Origin of the sequence: Streptomyces sp. NPDC127068 (assembly GCF_042724695.1) — a bacterium.
Classification (GTDB): Bacteria; Actinomycetota; Actinomycetes; order Streptomycetales; family Streptomycetaceae; genus Streptomyces.
Window position 1 is genome coordinate 16,283 of record NZ_JBHXEN010000031.1, and the last position, 15,424, is coordinate 31,706.

The window sequence follows — 15,424 nt, forward strand, 5'->3', positions numbered from 1 at the left end:
ACCGGCCGGGTCACTCCGTCACGGGCAGGCACTCGGTGAGCAGGTCGACGACGTCGCGCCAGGCTCGCTGCGCGTGCCGTGGGTGGTGTCCGACGCCGGGGAGCACGGTGTGGTCGACCGGCGGGTGGTGGAAGGCGTGCACGGCGCCGCCGTAGACCACGAGGCGCCAGTCGACGCCCGCGGCCTGCATCTCGGCGGTGAACGCGTCCCGTTGCGCGGGCGGCATGATCGGGTCCTCCGACCCGACCCCGGCCCACACCGGGCAGCGAATGCGCGCCGCCTCGCCCGGTCGGCCGGTGACCAGTCCGTTGACGGTCGCGATCGCGCGCAGGTCGACGCCGTCGCGCCCGAGTTCCACGGCGATCGCGCCGCCGGTGCCGTAGCCGACGGCGGCGATCCGGGCGGGGTCGATCCGCGGTTCGGCGCGCAGCACGTCGAGCGCCGCGTGGCCGATGTCCCGCATCCGGTCGGGGTCGTCGAGCAGCGGCAGGCAACGGGCCAGCATCTCCTGGGGGTCGCCCAGGTAGCGTCCGCCGTGGAGGTCGAAGGCGAGTGCCACGTATCCCCGTTCAGCGAGGGTGTCGGCCCGGCGGCGCTCGACGTCGCTGAGCCCCGTGCCCTCCGGTCCGAGCAGTACTGCGGGCCGGCGCTCGGTACCGGCAGGCAGCGCGAGGTGCCCGATCATCGTCAGACCGTCGGCCTGGTACTCGACCGTGCGCGTGGTGATCGTCGTCATGCCACTGGACGGTAGTGATCGGCGGGCCTGATCGGGCCGGGGTTCACCGCCGGCAGAACCGCTCGGCTGCCGGGCGGGCGCCCGATCAGCGGCCGTCGACTGACCGCGTACGGGGCCGTGACCTGCTGTCGCGGCCCCGCGGATGCCCTGGCACCCAGCCCCTGAGTGAGCCTCCGCCGACGTGAAACCGCAGTTCAAGGGGCTGGCGTGACCGGTTCTCGGGGTGCTCACGCTGGTCGTGGACGGCAGTCTGGGGTGGAGGTCGTTTGGCAGGGCGGCTGTGCCGATGAGTTCGCCGTCCGCGAACGGTCTACCCGGCGACACGACCGTTCTCGATTGGAGCGCCATGTCCACCATCCAGCCAGTGATCCTGACCTCCGACCTGGACGTCCTGGTCGGCTTCTACACGAAGTTGTTCGGGGCCGAGGAGATCTTCCGGGTACCGGAGGAAGGGCCGGCCTTCTACCGCGGCTTGCGCATCGGAGACACCGACCTCGGGTTGGTGGCCAAGACGGACCCGGGGACCGGGGCGGCACCGCGGATGCTGCTCAGCATCGGTGTCGACGACGTCGACGAGACGCTCGGGCGCGTGGAGGCTCTGGGCGGCTCGGTCCTCAGCGGCCCCAACGACATGCCGTGGGGACAGCGCGTCGCCCACATTCAGGACCCCGACGGCAACCCGGTGAACCTGACCCAGCCGGTCCCGGCCCGGTGACACCGTTCCGGGTGTTCGTCCATCGTCGCGGTTCCTTCCGTTGCTCCGCCGATCCGAGGGGCGGCGTCCGGCTCGTACCGGGTTACTACCCCGGGCGGAGCCGCGAGCCGATGTGACAGTGCGCGGCTGGAACATCGGGTGAAGCGGAGGCAGTTGTCCGTGACTCGGCCGGGTCACCGCAGGGCTCGGCGGTCGATCGTCCCAGCTCGGGGAGGGTGTGGGACGGCCGCGGAGCCCGGTCGGGGGAAGCGTTCCGCCCGGTTCGCGTGGGTGCGGTGCCGTCTTCTCCCGGGTGAGCCCGGCTGCCACGCTTGGGGCCCGCGATGACGTGACGGAGGTGTGCGATGCCCTCTTCCCACCTGGTTCCCTGGGGCCTGACCCGGATGAGGCCCTACCCGGACGTGGTGTCCGTTCCACCGGGCCGGGCGGTGGTCGATCCGGAGACCCAGACCGGGGTGTGGCTGGACCCGGACGGTCCGACAGTGCCGTCCGTCCGCCACCGGCGCTCGCGCACCTGGGCGGAGACCAAGCCCAAGACGAGCCTCGACGGCACCAAGGACGAGGGCCATGACCAGGACGGAGACGCGGATTGACCAGCAGCCCACCGGTGCTCGTGGTCACCCAGCCCGACGACGTGACGGCGGACACGGTGATCGGAGAGCTGAACCGCCGGGACGTTCCGGTCGTCCGGCTCGACCCGGGCGGGTTTCCGTCCTCGGTCGTTCTGTCGGCTCGCTTCGGACCCGACGGGCTCAGCGGTACGGTGCGGACCGACAGCCGCACCCTCCCGTTGGGCCGGGTGAGATCCGTCTACTGGCGCCGCCCGAGTCCCTACGCGATCACGGACCCCTTCCTGGCCCCGCAGGACATCGCGTGGTGCATGGAGGAGGCCCGGTACGGCCTCGGAGGTGCGCTGGCCGCCCTGCCCGGCGCGGCCTACGTCAACCATCCGTTCCGCAACCGGGCAGCCGAGTACAAGCCCGCGCAGTTGGCGACGGCGGCACGATGCGGGCTGCCGGTTCCGCCCACCCTGCTCACCAACGACCCTGCCCAAGCACGGGAGTTCGCCCGAGCCCAGGGTCGAGTCGTCTACAAGCCGCTACGTGCTACCGAGTACGCCGATGCCAACGGAACGGCCCTGACGGTATGGGTGGACGAGGTCGAACCCGACGGGATCGGTGACGGGGTCGCCCTCACGGCGCACCTGTTCCAGCGCCGGGTTCCCGCCGTGGCGGACTTGCGCCTCACGGCGGTGGGCGACGAACTGTTCACGGTGCGGATCACCGGGTCCCCGGGGTTGGACTGGCGTCGGCACTACGAAGACCTTTCGTACGAGCTGGTCGAGACGCCCCGGGAACTGGTCCAGGGCGTACGGGAGTATCTGAGGGCGTTCGGGTTGGTCTTCGGCGCCTTCGACTTCGGTGTGGACGACGACGGCCGGCCCTGGATGTACGAGTGCAATCCCAACGGTCAGTGGGCCTGGTTCCCCGAGCCGATTACCGGTCGGATCGCCGCAGCCCTGGCCGACCGACTCCAGCGCCCCGGAGCGTATGCATGACCCGTGAAGACGAAGACGCCGTCAACCCCCCTCGGTCGCTCGTCGAGGTGGTCGGCGAACGACTCGCGGGCGTGGGGGAAGAGTGGCTGCCCGCGCTCGACTCCGTGCCCCGGGAACTGTTCCTCGGGGACGCCGTCTTCCGGCGCGACGGAACCCGATGGGCGCCGGTCCGGCGCGCTGACGTGGGGGAGGACGCCTGGCTGCGGATGGCCCGTGCGGACACGACTTGGGTCACGCAGGTCGACGGGGTCGGTGCCGAGGCGGCCGGGGGCCCGGTGTCGGGGGCGCCGACCTCCTCGTCCACGTTGCCGTCGGTCGTCGTACGCACGCTCGCCGCGGCCGGACTGCGCGGGCGGGAACGGGTCCTCGAAGTCGGCACGGGTACGGGGTACTCGACGGCCGTACTGTGTCACCGGCTCGGTGACGAGCGGGTGACCAGCATCGAGTACGACCCGCTGGTGGCCGCGTCCGCCGCCCGCCACCTCGCCGCGGCCGGGGCAGGGCCCACCCTGGTCGTCGGGGACGGGCTCGACGGGTACGAGGACGGCGCGGGTGCCGACGGCTACGACGCGATCGTCGCCACCTGCGCGGTGCGGTCCGTACCGCCCGCGTGGCTGTGGCAGCTCGCGCACGGCGGCAGCCTCACGTGCACGCTCAGCGGGTGGATGTTCGGCGCCGGGCTGATCCGGCTCGCCCTGGACGAGGACGGCACCGCGCACGGTCGCTTCACCGGCGACGAGATCACCTACATGCTCGCCCGCCCCCATGACCGTCCGCCCCGTCCGTCCCTGCATCGGCACGACGGCGAGGTGCGCCCCACCCGCTTCGACCCGGCGCTGTTGGACGACTGGACCGCCCTGTTCGTCGCCCAACTCGCCGCGCCATCAGCCGAATTGCTGCACATCGGGGCGGAACCGGTCCTGGTGGACGTGGCGACGGGCTCCCAGGCGTGGACCGAACTCCGCGACGGCGTCCGCCTCGTCCACCAGGACGGCCCGCTGCGGCTCTGGGACCAGGTCGAGCACGGCCTCGCCGCGTGGATCGACGCGGGCTCGCCCGGGCAGCGCGACTTCGGCATGACCGTCACCGACTCCGTCCAGACCGTCTGGCTCGGTGCTCCGGGCGGACCGTCCTGGCGGCTGCCGGCCTGACGCGCCGCGGGGTGCGTGTTCAGTGGGTGTGGTGGGTCGTCGTCCACCTGAGGAGGTGGGTCCAGGCTTCGGGGGACGTGACGATGACGGGTCCGTCGTGCCGTGCCCGCTTGCTGTCCCGTACGGCCACCTTGCCGGGGGCGTGGGCCGGCGACCACTCCAGGCAGTTGGCCTCTTGGAAGTCGCTGTGGCTGCTCTTGATCCAGGTGGTCGGGGTCGGACCGTGCTCGTCCATGGTCGTCTTTCCTTCCGTTGTTCCGCCGATCCGAGCGGCGGCAACCGGCTCGTACCGGGTTACTACCCCGGGCGGAGCCGCGAGCCGATGTGACAGTGTGCGGCTGGAACATCGGGTGAAGCGGCGGTAGTTGTCCGTGACCCGGTCGGATCATCGAAGGGCTCGGCGGTCGATCGTCCCAGCTCCGGGAGGGTGCGGGAGGGCCGTGGAGCCCGGTCGGGGGAAGGCGTTCCGCCCGGTTCGCGTGGGTGCGGTGCCGTCTTCTCCCGGGCGGGCCCGGCTGCCACGCTGAGTCCTCGCGAGGTGCCGCCGCACCCCGCGCGTGGGAGAGGGGCGCCGGATGGGTGACCGATGACTGAACGTGTTGAGTGGGACGAACTCCCGGCCGAACTCCGTGACGCCGTCGAAGCGCGCACCGGGCCGGTGATCGGGACGGAGACGGTGACGAGTGGGTTCAACTGCTCCGTGGCGCTGAAGGTGCGGACCCGGGAGGACGGCACCCTGTTCCTGAAGGGCGTGCGGACGTCCGACACCGCGGCAGTGGCCGGCCTGCGCGCCGAGGAACAGGTCAACTCACTGGTGAGCGGCATCAGTCCGCGCATCCGCCACAGCGTCGAAGCGGCGGGCTGGCGCTGCCTCGCGTTCGCCCACGTCGAGGGGCGGCACGTGGACTACGGACCCGGAACCGGTGACCTGGGGGCGCTCGCCCGCACCGCGCGCCGGATGCACCAGGTGCGGACACCCACCTTCGCCCTTCCGCAGCTCGCGGACGGCTTCGCCGGACACCTGCGGCCCGGCGAGGCGGACGCGCTGCACGGCACGCACCTGCTCCACACGGACACCAACCCGCACAACGTCCTGATCGACACGTCCGGGGGCGCGTACGTGGTCGACTGGGCGATGCCCGCGCTCGGTCCCGTATGGGTCGACGCCGTCTACCTGGCCGTCTGGCTCATGGCCTGCGGACAGCCGCCCGAGGGCGCCGTCGCGTGGCTGAACGGGTTCCCCGTGTGGCGACGGGCCGACCGCAGAGCGGTGGAGACCTTCGTGGACGTCACCTGCCGGCACTGGACCGACCGCGCGGGGGAGAAGGACGCGGAGCCCCGCAACGCCGACTTCCGGCGGCTGCTCGACGCGTCCGGTCGACCGCGTACGGGGCCGTGACCTGGTGGGTCGCGGCCCCGCGGGGTGCGTGTTCAGTTGCTGTGGTGGGTCGTCGTCCACCTGAGGAGGTGGGTCCAGGCTTCGGGGGACGTGACGATGACCGTCCCGTCGTCCCCCGCCCGCTTGCTGTCCCGTACGGCGACTTTGCCGGGGGCCTGAGCGGGCGACGGCGACCACTCGACGCAGTTGCCGCCGTCACGATCGCTGTACGAGGAACGGTGCCAGGTCGTTGGTTCAGGCGGGGAAGTGGCCATCCTTGACTCCCGTGACGAACGTTGCCCAGGCGGTGTGGCTCGCGAACAGTGCCGGTGCGTGCGGGGTCTTGGTGTCACCCACGGGGACGCAGTCGGGGATACCTGGGGCGATTTCGATGCAGTTGCCTGCGTTTGATCCGCTGTAGCTGCTCTTGATCCACGTTCCCGCGCTGAGAAGGTGTCTCTCCATCGTGCCCGTACCCCTCCAGTGCTTCGCTGATCCAAGCGGCGGACATCGGGGCGGACAAGGTGTCGGCCCTGAGCACATCATAGGTGCGGCTGTGGAGGGCAATTGCCCCTGGATCGCTGATGAAGTGCCCCCTATCCAGTGACTCCGAGTAGATCCACTCTCGACCGTCGGGAAGCTTGATGAGTGACATCGAGACATCCGGGCGCTGGAGCCCGCCCAGACTGGAAGGCGCCACCTGAATGCGAATGTTGGGGAGCCTTCCCACGTCTAGAAGGTGGGCCAGTTGCGCCCGCATCACAGCGGCTCCGCCCACGACGTTCCTCAGGCTGCTTTCATCTAGGACAACGTGGTACAGCGGTCCGTCCGCCGCCAGGAATCGCTGCTGCCGGCTCAATCGTGCACGCAGTCGTTCAATGAGTTCGTCGCCGCTGTACGTGTAGGAGAGGATCGCGCGGGCGTACTCCTCTGTCTGGAGCAGCCCAGGCACTACGTACATCTGGTACTCGTGCAGGGCCACCGCCACCGCGTCCATGTCCACGCGCCGCTGGAACCAGTCCGGATGCTCAACCTCCGGGTACCAGTTGACCTTGCCCCACAGCTTTATGAGGACACCCCCCGTGCTGAGCAACTCATCGCAGCGACGTGCGAAGTTGTCCTGGGGGACCCTCGTCGCCGACTCGACCCGCGTGACGAGGGAGCGGTCGCACGGGATGTCCAGCGCCAAGCCCTCCTGGGTGTAGTCCGCGGCCTTGCGGAAATGTCGTAGGACCTCTCCGAACATGCCGGCCGACGTGATGGTTCCCGTTTCCCCCGTGGCGTTGCGTTGGCTCACAGGGCGCCCCTTCCGTGACATGGACCAGTTGGAACACGCGCAGCATTGAACGACACGCATCCGTTGCGCAACGCTGCATGCACGAACAGTAATTGAGTATCCGTCGTGCCAGGACGGGTTTCGCTTACGGAGTGGGCATGGTTAAGCAAGTGGAAGCCAACGGCGAGGAATTGATTAGCGGTGCTGTTGTGTTCGACCCCGTTCGACAGAAAGTGGGCCAGTACCAGGCCAAGTCGGGGCCGTACGCGCTGTTGCGTCCGGTGGGCGGCGGACGCAAGTGGGAGGCGGAGTTCGCGGGGTTGCGGCCCGCGACCGCCCAGGAGCGGATCAGCGCCGGGCTACGGGTGGTGAACGAGCGCTCCGAGCAGCGGTCACAGGCGCGGTCGCGGCGGCTGCGGCGGGTGTTCCGGTACGTGCCGTTCACCATCGCGCAGGACCCCACCGCGGAGCCGGAGTACGCGGCGCGGTGCGTGTCGGGGGCGGAGGCGGACTGCGGGGCGGAGTCCGGGGCGTGCGGTCACCCGGCGGACGTGGAGGACTGGCTGCGGGCGCACACCCAGGAGACCAGGCACCTGCGGTACCGCAGGACCTTCGCGGACTACGCGGTGCTGGAGCCGCCGGAGGAGGTGTCGGGCCGGTGAACGGGGTGAAGCGGCGGCGGCGTTGCGGTGGTGGGCGGGGGCGGTCGCGGCACGGGCGTCCGTACCGCGTCCGTCGTGCAGTGACCCTGGACGGGGTCTTCTGGGGCGGCGTCCTGATGACGTCCTCGGTCGGCGGACTGCTCGCGGTGATCGTCGTCGCGGTGTTCCACGGGACGCCCGGCTGACCCCTGTGGGGGCGTGACGGGCGCCGTACTCAGGGGGCGGCGGCCGTGAGCAGGTCGCGGTGGTCACCGTGCGCGTACAGCTCCAGCCTTCGGTAGCCGCCGTGCGCGTGCCCCGGGGCGACGAAGTAGAACACGGTGCCGTCCTCGTGCGGGTTGTAGCCCCCGCCGTCGGGTATCGCACCGTGTTCGACGAGGGTCGCGTGCACGCCGTGCAGCACCAGTGGGTCCGGGTCGTCGATCTCGAAGGCGAGGTGCGCCTCGTGGTCCCGGGCGCGTTCGTGGTCGGCGACCTCGGTGAGGTCGGAGCCGGGCGGCACGAGCAGGACGAACACCTCCACCGTGCGGTTCGTGCCGTGGGGCCCGGGCGCGGACGGACGCAGGATGCGGACGTCCAGTTCTCGGGCCTCGCGCCGGTGACGAGCGGCCAGCCGGTCGCGTACGACGACGCTGGGCACCGGGGTTGCTCTTTCGTCCACCGGCAGGCCGCAGGCGGCGAGTTGGGCGTGGAGCGTGCGCGGGTCGGGCGGGAAGATCAGCAGGGCGGCGTGCGAGAAGCGGCAGCGGTTCGCCAGCATCCGTGTCCTGCTGTCGTCGAGGCCGGGGAGCAACGACGTCAGCAGTGCGGTGGTGTCCTGGTTCCGGACGAAGCGGGCCGCGGTGCGCAGCCGGTCCGCGTCGGTGGTGGGGGTCGGTGTCGTCGACGGCATCGTGGGGCCTCCTCGGGCCTCGGCGAACGGCCCGGTGCCCGGGCCGTGGTCAGACGTCGGTGTAGTTCTCGGCGAACCAGTCCTGCTCCGCGCGCGAGGTGCGCAGCGTTTCGAGGCAGGGGCGTCGGGGGAGGGCGTCGCGGTCCGGCGGTCGGCCGGGGGTGCCCGGGCCCGGGGGGACGGGAAGGTCGTGCAGGAGGTGGATCATCCACCGGGAGAACCGCAGCGCCCGCCAGATGTGGGTCAGGCAGCGGTCCGAGTAGGTGTGGAGGCCGCGGGGGTCGTCGTGCAGGAGGGCGTCGGTCAGGGCGCGGGCGAGGAGTTCCGCCTCCAGCACCGCGAGGTTGGCGCCCTTGGCGGCGGAGGGGCCGAGCAGGCTGGCGGCGTCGCCCGCGAGGAGCAGCGTGCCGTGGCGCAGGGGTTCCAACACGTCGGATTCCAGGGGGAAGACGAGGCGTTGGAGGATCGGGCCCCGGTGGAGGGGGCCGTAGTCGGTGGCGCGCATCCGCAGGTCCAGTTCGGTCCAGATGCGGTCGTCGGGCCAGGCGTCGGCCGGGGTGCCGCGGGGGCACTGGAGGTAGTAGCGGGTGATCTCGGGGCCGCGCGCCATGTGTCCGGCGAATCCTGCGGGGTGAACGGCGTACCCCACGGCGTCGATGCTCTGCGGTGCCCGGGCCAGTAGGGCGAGCCAGGACACGGCGTGGTCGCGGTGGTGCCGTCGGACCGTGCCGGGCGGGAGGGAGCGGCGGGCCGCGCCGTACCGGCCGTCGCACCCCGCCACGTACCTGCCGTGCCAGCGGCGGGGGCGGCCGTCCGCGTCCCGGGCGAGGACCGAGGGTCGGGTGCCGTCGGCGTCCAGTACGGCGGTCGCCTCGGTGGCGAAGTGGATGCGGCCCCCGGTGTCCACGTACCGCGTCAGCAGGTCCGTGACGAGTTCCTGTTGGGGGTAGACGGTGTGCGGTTCGCCCGGGCCGAGGTGGCCGTAGTCCAGGCGGAACCGGCCCTGTGGGGTGCGGAACTCGCAGTGGGAGTGCTGCTGGCCGTACCGGTGCAGTCGATCCGCCAGGCCGTGCCGTTCGAGGACGCGCACGGTGTTCGCGGCGAGGTAGCCCGCGCGGGCCCGGGTCCGGAGGGCCGCCCGGGTGGCCCGTTCCAGGATGACGCAGTCGATGCCCGCTGCCTGGAGGAGGTTCCCGACGACGAGCCCGGCGGGGCCCGCGCCGAGGACGATCACGTCGGTTCTGTCACCGGCGGCGTCCGCCGCCCCGCCCTCTCTCATAAGAGAACATCATAAGCGCCGATAAGCTGATGGATAAGGGACATTGACATGATGAGTGCGATCAGTGCTGATTTTGCCTACAAGCGGACAATGTCCATTCAAGGTCGGACAAATATTGGCGGGATTGGGTCGGTAGCCGGCGGGTGAGGGCTGTGCCGAAGCCCGCGTCGAAGCCCCTGCCGCAGTTCCCGCGCGGTTCGCTGCCCGGTCCGCCGTGGTGCGCCCGAGGTGCCCGAGGTGTCCGGGGCATTCGCGTATGGCCTGCATCAACGTCCGCCCCCTGCGCATCAGCGTCACGTCAGGGGGTGTCCCCGGGGCCGCCGGGCCGGGCATAGCGTCACCGTACGGCCTCCCGGGCCCCTGCCTTCCCGAGGGCCCGGGGGCGCCCCCACCCGGACACCCACCCCGCACTCCACGGAGGACCCCATGGCCGACCCCACCGGTGTGAGCAGCCCGCGCGGCGACCGCCCCGACGCCGACGGTTCCGGGGGCGCGAGCGCCTGCGCGGACGAACCCGAGCCTCCGGATACCGAGCCCGGGCGGTCGGCGTCCGCGCGGGGCGCCGCGCTGTACGTGCCGGTGCAGGCCGGCACGGTGGGCTGCGCGGCCCGGTTGTTCCGTACGCCGTTGGGCGAGCGGACGGCCGTCGGGTTCACGTCGGCGGCCCGGCTCGCCCGGGCGCTGGGCGCCGGGCAGGCGTACGTCCGGCTCGCCGCCCCCGCACTGCGCGCGCTGACCGTGCCGCTGGGCGTGGCGCTGCTCACCGTCGACCCGGTGCTCGTGGCGGGTCCGGTGCGGGGTGCGACGACCGGGGCCCCGGTCCTGTTCGCGGCCACCGCGGCGGGTGTGCGATGACCACCGTGCACGCGGCGCCCGACGCCGTCCGTGCGCCGGGGCCCGACGACCTGTCCGTGTGGCCCGCTTCGGCGGGGCACCTGGCCCACGGCGACCTCGCGGTCGGCGGGGTGTCGCTGACGGAGGTCGCGCAGCGGTACGGGACCCCCGCGTACGTGCTGGACGAGGGCGAGGTGCGGGAGCGGTGCCGGACGTACCGGGCGGCGTTCCCCGCGGCCGAGGCCGATGTGGTGTACGCGGCGAAGGCGTTCCTGTGCCGGGCGATGGTCCACTGGGTGCGGGACGAGGGGCTGGGGCTCGACGTCTGCTCGGCCGGTGAGCTGGAGTTGGCCGTCACGAGCGGGTTCCCGGCCGAGCGGATCGTGTTGCACGGGAACGCGAAGAGCCCCCGTGACCTGGACACCGCGCTGCGGCTCGGCGTGGGGCGCATCGTCATCGACAGCGCCTCGGAGGTCGCCCGGCTGGCCGCCGCGATCGGGCCCCGCGGCTCGCAGAAGGTCATGGTGCGGGTGGTTCCCGGGATCGTCGCCGGGGGGCACGAGAAGATCCGGACGGGCGGCGAGGACCAGAAGTTCGGGCTGTCGCTCACCGACGGCTCGGCGCAGCACACCATCGCCCGGATACTCGACCAGCCGCAACTGCGCCTGACCGGGCTGCACGTGCACCTCGGTTCACAGATCACCACGGTGAAGCCGTATCTGGCGGCGGTGCGGCGGATCGTCGGGCTGATGGCCCGGCTGCACCGGCAACACGGTCTGGTGCTGCCCGAGTTGGACCTCGGGGGCGGGCACGGGATCGCCTACCGTCCCGGTGAGCCGGCGCTCGACCTCACCCGCCTCGCCCACAAGGTGCGCACCGAGTTGGCCAGTGGGTGCGCCGCCGCGGGCATCGAGGTGCCGCGGCTGATCGTGGAGCCGGGGCGGGCGGTCGCCGGGCCGGCCGGGGTCGCGCTGTACCGGGTGCTCGCTGTGAAGCGCACCGGCGCCCGGTTGTTCGTCGCGGTGGACGGCGGGATGAGCGACAACCCGCGGCCCGCGCTGTACGGGGTCCGGTACGCGCCCCGGTTGGTGGGCCGCGCCTCGCGGGCCGAACCGGCGGTCGTGACGGTCGTCGGACGGCACTGCGAGGCGGGGGACGTGCTCGCGGCGGACGCGGCCCTGCCCGGGGACGTGCACCCCGGTGACCTGCTCGCGGTGCCGGTCGCCGGGGCGTACCACCTGTCGATGGCGTCGGCGTACAACCTGGTGGGCCGCCCGCCGGTGGTCGCCGTACGGGACGGCCGGGCCCGGCTGCTGGTCCGCCGGGAGTCGCTGGACGACATGTGCGGGCGGGACGTCGGGGTGTGACGGGGTCGGTGTGACTCCCGGACCTCAGCCGAGGGGGCGGCCGGGGCGGACGTTCCAGCGGCCGGACCGTCCGCTGAGGTCCACCGAGGTCAGTGGTGCCACGTCGAGCCGCCAGAACGAGGGCCCCGGCAGGTCGAGGGCGTGGGCGAGGGCGGCGCGGACCACGTCCGGTTCGGCGACGACGAGGACCCGGCCGCCCTCGTCGGTGAGGGCGTCCAGCCAGGTGCCGACGCGGGCGCGCAGGGCGTGCAGGGACTCGCCGCCGTGCGGGGTCGCCGCCGGGTCGGCGAGCCAGGCGGTCAGACCGGCGGGGTCGTCGGCGCTCACTTCCCCGAGCGTCCGGCCCCGCCAGCGGCCCACGTCCAGACCGGTCAGGGCGGGCGGCTCCGCGACGGGTCGGGGGCCGGCGGCTGCCCGTAGGGCGCGGGCGGTGTCACGGCAGCGGCCGGTGGGGGAGCAGAACCAGTGCGGGGCGTCGGGGAGTTCGGCGCCCGCCGCGGTGGCCGCGGCCCGGGCCGCGGGGTCCAAGGGGCCGTCCCCGGCGAACCTGGCCTCCCTCAGGTCCCGTCCGAGCGCCGGCGCCACCAGGGTCACCCGTGTCGTCGTCATTCAGCCAACTCCCTCGCACCGCACCCCGGAGGGACCACCGTGCGTGACGGTCCGGTGAACAGGGCGGACCGCACGTCAAGGCCCTCTTTCCCCGCCACCCGGTACGCGGTACCTTCACGTCGCGTACACGCCAACCTGGCGTGCGTGCACCACTCCATCACGTCAACGACGAGGGCACGGCGGAAACCGGTGGGAATCCGGCACGGTCGCGCCACTGTGTGCCCGTACGCGCCCCCGGGCGGGTACGGGTGAGTCAGACCCGCGGTCCTCGTCCCTGTGCACCACCGAGCCGGGACGCGAGTTCCCCAGGAGGTCCTGCCCCATGGCGCAGTCCGTCGCCCAACCGACCGCCGCACCCACCGCACCGCCCGCCAAGCTGCCGCTCAAGGACATCGCGCCCTGGGCCGTGTTCGGCGGCGTCCTGATGCTGATCCTGCTGTACTTCATCGGCGCCGAACAAGGTGCCGTCGCGCTCGTCTCGGGGGAGGGCGTGCACGAGTGGGTGCACGACGCCCGCCACCTCCTCGGCTACCCGTGCCACTGAGGGGAACCGGACCGCGCTCATGAACTCCACCACCGTCAGACGGCTCCTCGTGCGCGGCATGCTCGCGGGGCTCGCCGCGGGCGTACTCGCCCTGCTCGTCGCCTACTTCCTCGGCGAACCGCAGGTCGACTCGGCCATCGCGTACGAGGACGCCCAATCGGCCGGCGCCGGCCACGACCACGGCGCCGCGGGCCACGACCACGGCGCGGCCGAGGAGGAACCGCTCGTCAGCCGGGACCTCCAGGCCACCGCCGGACTCGCCACCGGCATCCTCGTCTACGGGGTCGCCTTCGGTGGGCTCGCCGCCCTCGCGTACTGCTACGCACTGGGCCGGATCGGGCGGTTCACGCCGCGCGCCACCGCCCTGCTGCTCGCGGTCGCCGGACTCGTCGCCGTGTACGTCGTCCCGTTCCTCAAGTACCCCGCCAACCCGCCGGCCGTGGGAGCCGACGACAGCGTGGGCCGGCGCACCACGCTCTACCTGCTGATGCTCGTTCTGAGCGTGCTGCTCACCGTCGGCGCGGTCATCCTCGGGCAGCGGCTCGCGCCCCGGCTCGGCAACTGGAACGCGACCGTCGCCGCGGGGGCGTTCCTGGTGCTGGTGGTCGGGCTCGCCTTCGCGTTCCTGCCGTCCGTCAACGAGATGCCCGAGGACTTCCCGGCGACGGTGGTGTGGAAGTTCCGCGTCGCCGCGCTCGCCGTGCAGGCCACCCTGTGGACGGCCTTCGGACTGCTCTTCGGGGAACTCGCCGAACGGGTGCTCGCCCCGGACCGGCGGACCACCGCGCGGGAGGCCGCCGCCCGGGACGCCGTCAGCCCTGGGTGAGGAACACGGCCCGCGTGCACGGCGCGCAGGTCAGTACGTAGCCGAGGCCGCCGCCGAAGTTGGCGGCGGTCCTGTGCTCGTAGCCCTCCTCCAGGTGCGCCACGAAGTCCATGCGCCGCGCGCACTGCGGGCAGGACGGCCAGCCGTCCGGGTCGTACCAGTCGGGCTCGCCGCCCCAGGAGCCCAGGACGGCCCGCCCCCGGCCGACCCGCGCCCCGTACACCCCGCGCGCATCGTCGTAGGCGTCCTCGTCGACGACCTCCGTCCGGATCGCCGTCACCGCGCCCAGCCGGGTCTCGCCCGCCTCGGGCACGGTCGCCGGGACGAGTCCGTCGGGCGGGAACAGGAACGCCCGGTTGCCGCCCTCGAACGCCTCCCACTGCGCGCACTGGCCGGGTTCGTTCGCACAGCTGAACACCGCCACCACGGCGTCGTCGAACGGCAGGTGCGCCAGGAACTGCATCGCCCCGCGGCAGGTGTCGCACCGGGGCCACGCGAAGTCCGCGGGGGCCAGGGGTATGCCACCGGTACGGGGTCCGGCGGAGGTCGCGTCCGTGGTGCCGTCGTAGACCATGAGGGTGTGCGCCATGCGAACGAGCCTAGGACGGCCCACTGACAACGCTCCGCGTCGAGCACCCGTCCGGGCTCCCGTCGGACGATCCGCATGCGGGGGGACATTCTCGGCCAAGGTGGATGGTTCGGGAGTCCCGCGGGCGCCCGGGGGCGTACAACTGCCTGGTCCGGTAGACCCGGTATACCCGGGAGACCCGGTGTACCCGGTAGACATGGACGAGCATCCCGCCGGAGGATTCGTTGCTGTCCGAGAAAGTCTGGCGCGAGCTGCGCGCCCAGGGAACGCCCCGCCGGTTCCGGGCCCGTGAGGTCATGCTGCGGCAGGGGACGCCCGGCACCCATCTGCTGGCCCTCACCGAGGGCATCGCCCAGGTGCTGCGCCGGGAGGAGAGCGGCGTGGTGACCTGGCTCGCCTTCCGGGGACGCGGTGACCTGCTCGGCGAGGCGTCGGTGTTCCACGGAACGGAGCGCACCGCCGAAGTGGTCGCCCTCACCCCGTGCACCGCGGTCGTGTTGGACGCCCTGCGGTTCCAACGGTTCGTCGACGAACGCGGGTTGCTCCTGGACCTCATCCGTCAGGCGTTCTCCCGGCTGCGCGAATCCGATGCGCACCGCACCGAACTGCTCACCCTGCCCGTGGTGGTACGGCTGGCGCGGGCCCTGCTGCGGCTGGCCGAACTGGGCGGCCACACGGACGGGGCGGGCAGCGTACGCCTGAGCGGACTGGCGCAGGAGGAACTCGCCCAGGCCATCGGCGTGACCCGGAACGCGGCGATCACCGGGCTCCAGCGACTGCGGGAGGCGGGCGCCGTGGAGACGGCCCGCCGGGTGATCGTGGTCAAGGACCTCGGCGCGCTGCGGCGGTGGGCCGCGGCGGAGTGATCCGAGGACCACGGGTGTGACCCGCGGGCCGCACGTGTGAGGCGGGCCACCCGGGTTCCGCCCTGCGCTGGGCACTCGGGCCGGACGGGCGGGGCCAGTCTCGGTACGGCCGCTTCCGGCGGCACCGACACCAGGCCCGAGC

General features: G+C 72.4%; 20 protein-coding genes and 1 riboswitch. Of the genes, 11 read left to right on the forward strand and 9 right to left on the reverse strand.

Translation table 11 applies throughout. The annotated features are described in order from the left end of the window. Positions 1-10: 10 nt before the first annotated feature. Complete coding sequence (locus tag ACFWIA_RS20285) at positions 11-736, reverse strand: dienelactone hydrolase family protein (protein WP_387007019.1); 726 nt, start codon at positions 734-736, stop codon at positions 11-13. Positions 737-1,082: 346 nt separating this feature from the next. Between ACFWIA_RS20285 and ACFWIA_RS20290 the strand changes: the two genes are divergently transcribed. The 4 genes from ACFWIA_RS20290 (at position 1,083) to tgmC (ending at position 4,160) form a co-directional block, all read left to right on the forward strand. Continuing rightward, a complete protein-coding gene (locus tag ACFWIA_RS20290) occupies positions 1,083-1,451 on the forward strand; it encodes a VOC family protein (RefSeq protein WP_387007023.1) in 369 nt (122 codons plus the stop codon). 344 nt (positions 1,452-1,795) lie between these two features. Then, positions 1,796-2,044, forward strand: coding sequence for a putative ATP-grasp-modified RiPP (gene tgmA / locus ACFWIA_RS20295; RefSeq protein WP_387007026.1), 249 nt, complete (start codon positions 1,796-1,798; stop codon positions 2,042-2,044). Beyond that, a complete protein-coding gene (gene tgmB / locus ACFWIA_RS20300) occupies positions 2,041-3,009 on the forward strand; it encodes an ATP-grasp ribosomal peptide maturase (protein WP_387007029.1) in 969 nt (322 codons plus the stop codon). The genes tgmA and tgmB overlap by 4 nt, the downstream gene beginning before the upstream one ends. Next, the gene (gene tgmC / locus ACFWIA_RS20305) at positions 3,006-4,160 is read left to right on the forward strand and encodes an ATP-grasp peptide maturase system methyltransferase (protein ID WP_387007032.1); all 1,155 of its coding nucleotides are present in this window, start codon (positions 3,006-3,008) and stop codon (positions 4,158-4,160) included. The genes tgmB and tgmC overlap by 4 nt, the downstream gene beginning before the upstream one ends. A 19-nt stretch (positions 4,161-4,179) precedes the next feature. Here the strand turns inward: tgmC and ACFWIA_RS20310 are convergent, their stop codons facing one another. After that, positions 4,180-4,395, reverse strand: coding sequence for a DUF397 domain-containing protein (locus ACFWIA_RS20310; RefSeq protein WP_387007035.1), 216 nt, complete (start codon positions 4,393-4,395; stop codon positions 4,180-4,182). 351 nt (positions 4,396-4,746) lie between these two features. On the opposite strand from ACFWIA_RS20310, the gene ACFWIA_RS20315 reads away from it, so the two are divergent. After that, positions 4,747-5,559, forward strand: coding sequence for a phosphotransferase family protein (locus ACFWIA_RS20315; RefSeq protein WP_387007038.1), 813 nt, complete (start codon positions 4,747-4,749; stop codon positions 5,557-5,559). A gap of 32 nt (positions 5,560-5,591) precedes the next feature. On the opposite strand, the gene ACFWIA_RS20320 is transcribed toward ACFWIA_RS20315, so the two are convergent. The 3 genes from ACFWIA_RS20320 to ACFWIA_RS20330 are packed head-to-tail and all read right to left on the reverse strand — an operon-like array spanning position 5,592 to position 6,835. Then, positions 5,592-5,813 (reverse strand): DUF397 domain-containing protein, encoded by a 222-nt coding sequence (locus ACFWIA_RS20320; protein WP_387007041.1) that lies wholly within the window; start codon positions 5,811-5,813, stop codon positions 5,592-5,594. Next, entirely contained in the window at positions 5,794-5,970 is a 177-nt protein-coding gene (locus ACFWIA_RS20325) for a DUF397 domain-containing protein (RefSeq protein ID WP_387007189.1), read from the reverse strand. Before ACFWIA_RS20325 ends, ACFWIA_RS20320 begins: the two co-directional genes overlap by 20 nt. After that, complete coding sequence (locus ACFWIA_RS20330; protein ID WP_387007044.1) at positions 5,888-6,835, reverse strand: Scr1 family TA system antitoxin-like transcriptional regulator; 948 nt, start codon at positions 6,833-6,835, stop codon at positions 5,888-5,890. Before ACFWIA_RS20330 ends, ACFWIA_RS20325 begins: the two co-directional genes overlap by 83 nt. A 137-nt stretch (positions 6,836-6,972) precedes the next feature. On the opposite strand from ACFWIA_RS20330, the gene ACFWIA_RS20335 reads away from it, so the two are divergent. Further along, positions 6,973-7,476, forward strand: coding sequence for a hypothetical protein (locus ACFWIA_RS20335; protein ID WP_387007047.1), 504 nt, complete (start codon positions 6,973-6,975; stop codon positions 7,474-7,476). Between the two features lie 214 nt (positions 7,477-7,690). On the opposite strand, the gene ACFWIA_RS20340 is transcribed toward ACFWIA_RS20335, so the two are convergent. Both ACFWIA_RS20340 and ACFWIA_RS20345 read right to left on the reverse strand, forming a co-directional pair. Continuing rightward, on the reverse strand, positions 7,691-8,368 hold the full coding sequence (locus ACFWIA_RS20340; protein ID WP_387007050.1) for a hypothetical protein: 678 nt from the start codon (positions 8,366-8,368) through the stop codon (positions 7,691-7,693). A 49-nt stretch (positions 8,369-8,417) separates the two neighbouring features. After that, positions 8,418-9,647: a 4-hydroxybenzoate 3-monooxygenase gene (locus ACFWIA_RS20345; RefSeq protein WP_387007053.1), complete on the reverse strand. Its 1,230-nt coding sequence runs from the start codon at positions 9,645-9,647 to the stop codon at positions 8,418-8,420. A 426-nt stretch (positions 9,648-10,073) separates the two neighbouring features. Between ACFWIA_RS20345 and ACFWIA_RS20350 the strand changes: the two genes are divergently transcribed. Together ACFWIA_RS20350 and lysA are read left to right on the forward strand one after the other, a co-directional pair. Then, positions 10,074-10,502, forward strand: coding sequence for an SAV_915 family protein (locus ACFWIA_RS20350; protein ID WP_387007056.1), 429 nt, complete (start codon positions 10,074-10,076; stop codon positions 10,500-10,502). Beyond that, on the forward strand, positions 10,499-11,848 hold the full coding sequence (gene lysA / locus ACFWIA_RS20355; protein WP_387007059.1) for a diaminopimelate decarboxylase: 1,350 nt from the start codon (positions 10,499-10,501) through the stop codon (positions 11,846-11,848). The genes ACFWIA_RS20350 and lysA overlap by 4 nt, the downstream gene beginning before the upstream one ends. Positions 11,849-11,872: 24 nt before the next feature. Here the strand turns inward: lysA and ACFWIA_RS20360 are convergent, their stop codons facing one another. Further along, positions 11,873-12,457, reverse strand: coding sequence for a histidine phosphatase family protein (locus ACFWIA_RS20360; RefSeq protein ID WP_387007062.1), 585 nt, complete (start codon positions 12,455-12,457; stop codon positions 11,873-11,875). A gap of 181 nt (positions 12,458-12,638) precedes the next feature. After that, positions 12,639-12,716: riboswitch (cobalamin riboswitch) on the forward strand. Between the two features lie 63 nt (positions 12,717-12,779). Here ACFWIA_RS20360 and ACFWIA_RS20365 point away from each other — a divergent pair. Together ACFWIA_RS20365 and ACFWIA_RS20370 are read left to right on the forward strand one after the other, a co-directional pair. After that, entirely contained in the window at positions 12,780-13,001 is a 222-nt protein-coding gene (locus tag ACFWIA_RS20365) for a CbtB-domain containing protein (RefSeq protein WP_387007065.1), read from the forward strand. 19 nt (positions 13,002-13,020) lie between these two features. Next, entirely contained in the window at positions 13,021-13,827 is an 807-nt protein-coding gene (locus tag ACFWIA_RS20370) for a CbtA family protein (RefSeq protein ID WP_387007068.1), read from the forward strand. Here the strand turns inward: ACFWIA_RS20370 and ACFWIA_RS20375 are convergent. After that, positions 13,814-14,416 carry a hypothetical protein gene (locus ACFWIA_RS20375; RefSeq protein WP_387007071.1) on the reverse strand — a complete coding sequence of 201 codons (603 nt, stop codon included), beginning with the start codon at positions 14,414-14,416 and terminating at the stop codon, positions 13,814-13,816. The two genes, ACFWIA_RS20370 and ACFWIA_RS20375, sit on opposite strands and share 14 nt — an antisense overlap. 224 nt (positions 14,417-14,640) lie before the next feature. Here ACFWIA_RS20375 and ACFWIA_RS20380 point away from each other — a divergent pair, with 224 nt between their 5' ends. Next, positions 14,641-15,282 (forward strand): Crp/Fnr family transcriptional regulator, encoded by a 642-nt coding sequence (locus ACFWIA_RS20380; RefSeq protein ID WP_387007073.1) that lies wholly within the window; start codon positions 14,641-14,643, stop codon positions 15,280-15,282. The last annotated feature ends 142 nt before the right edge of the window (positions 15,283-15,424 follow it).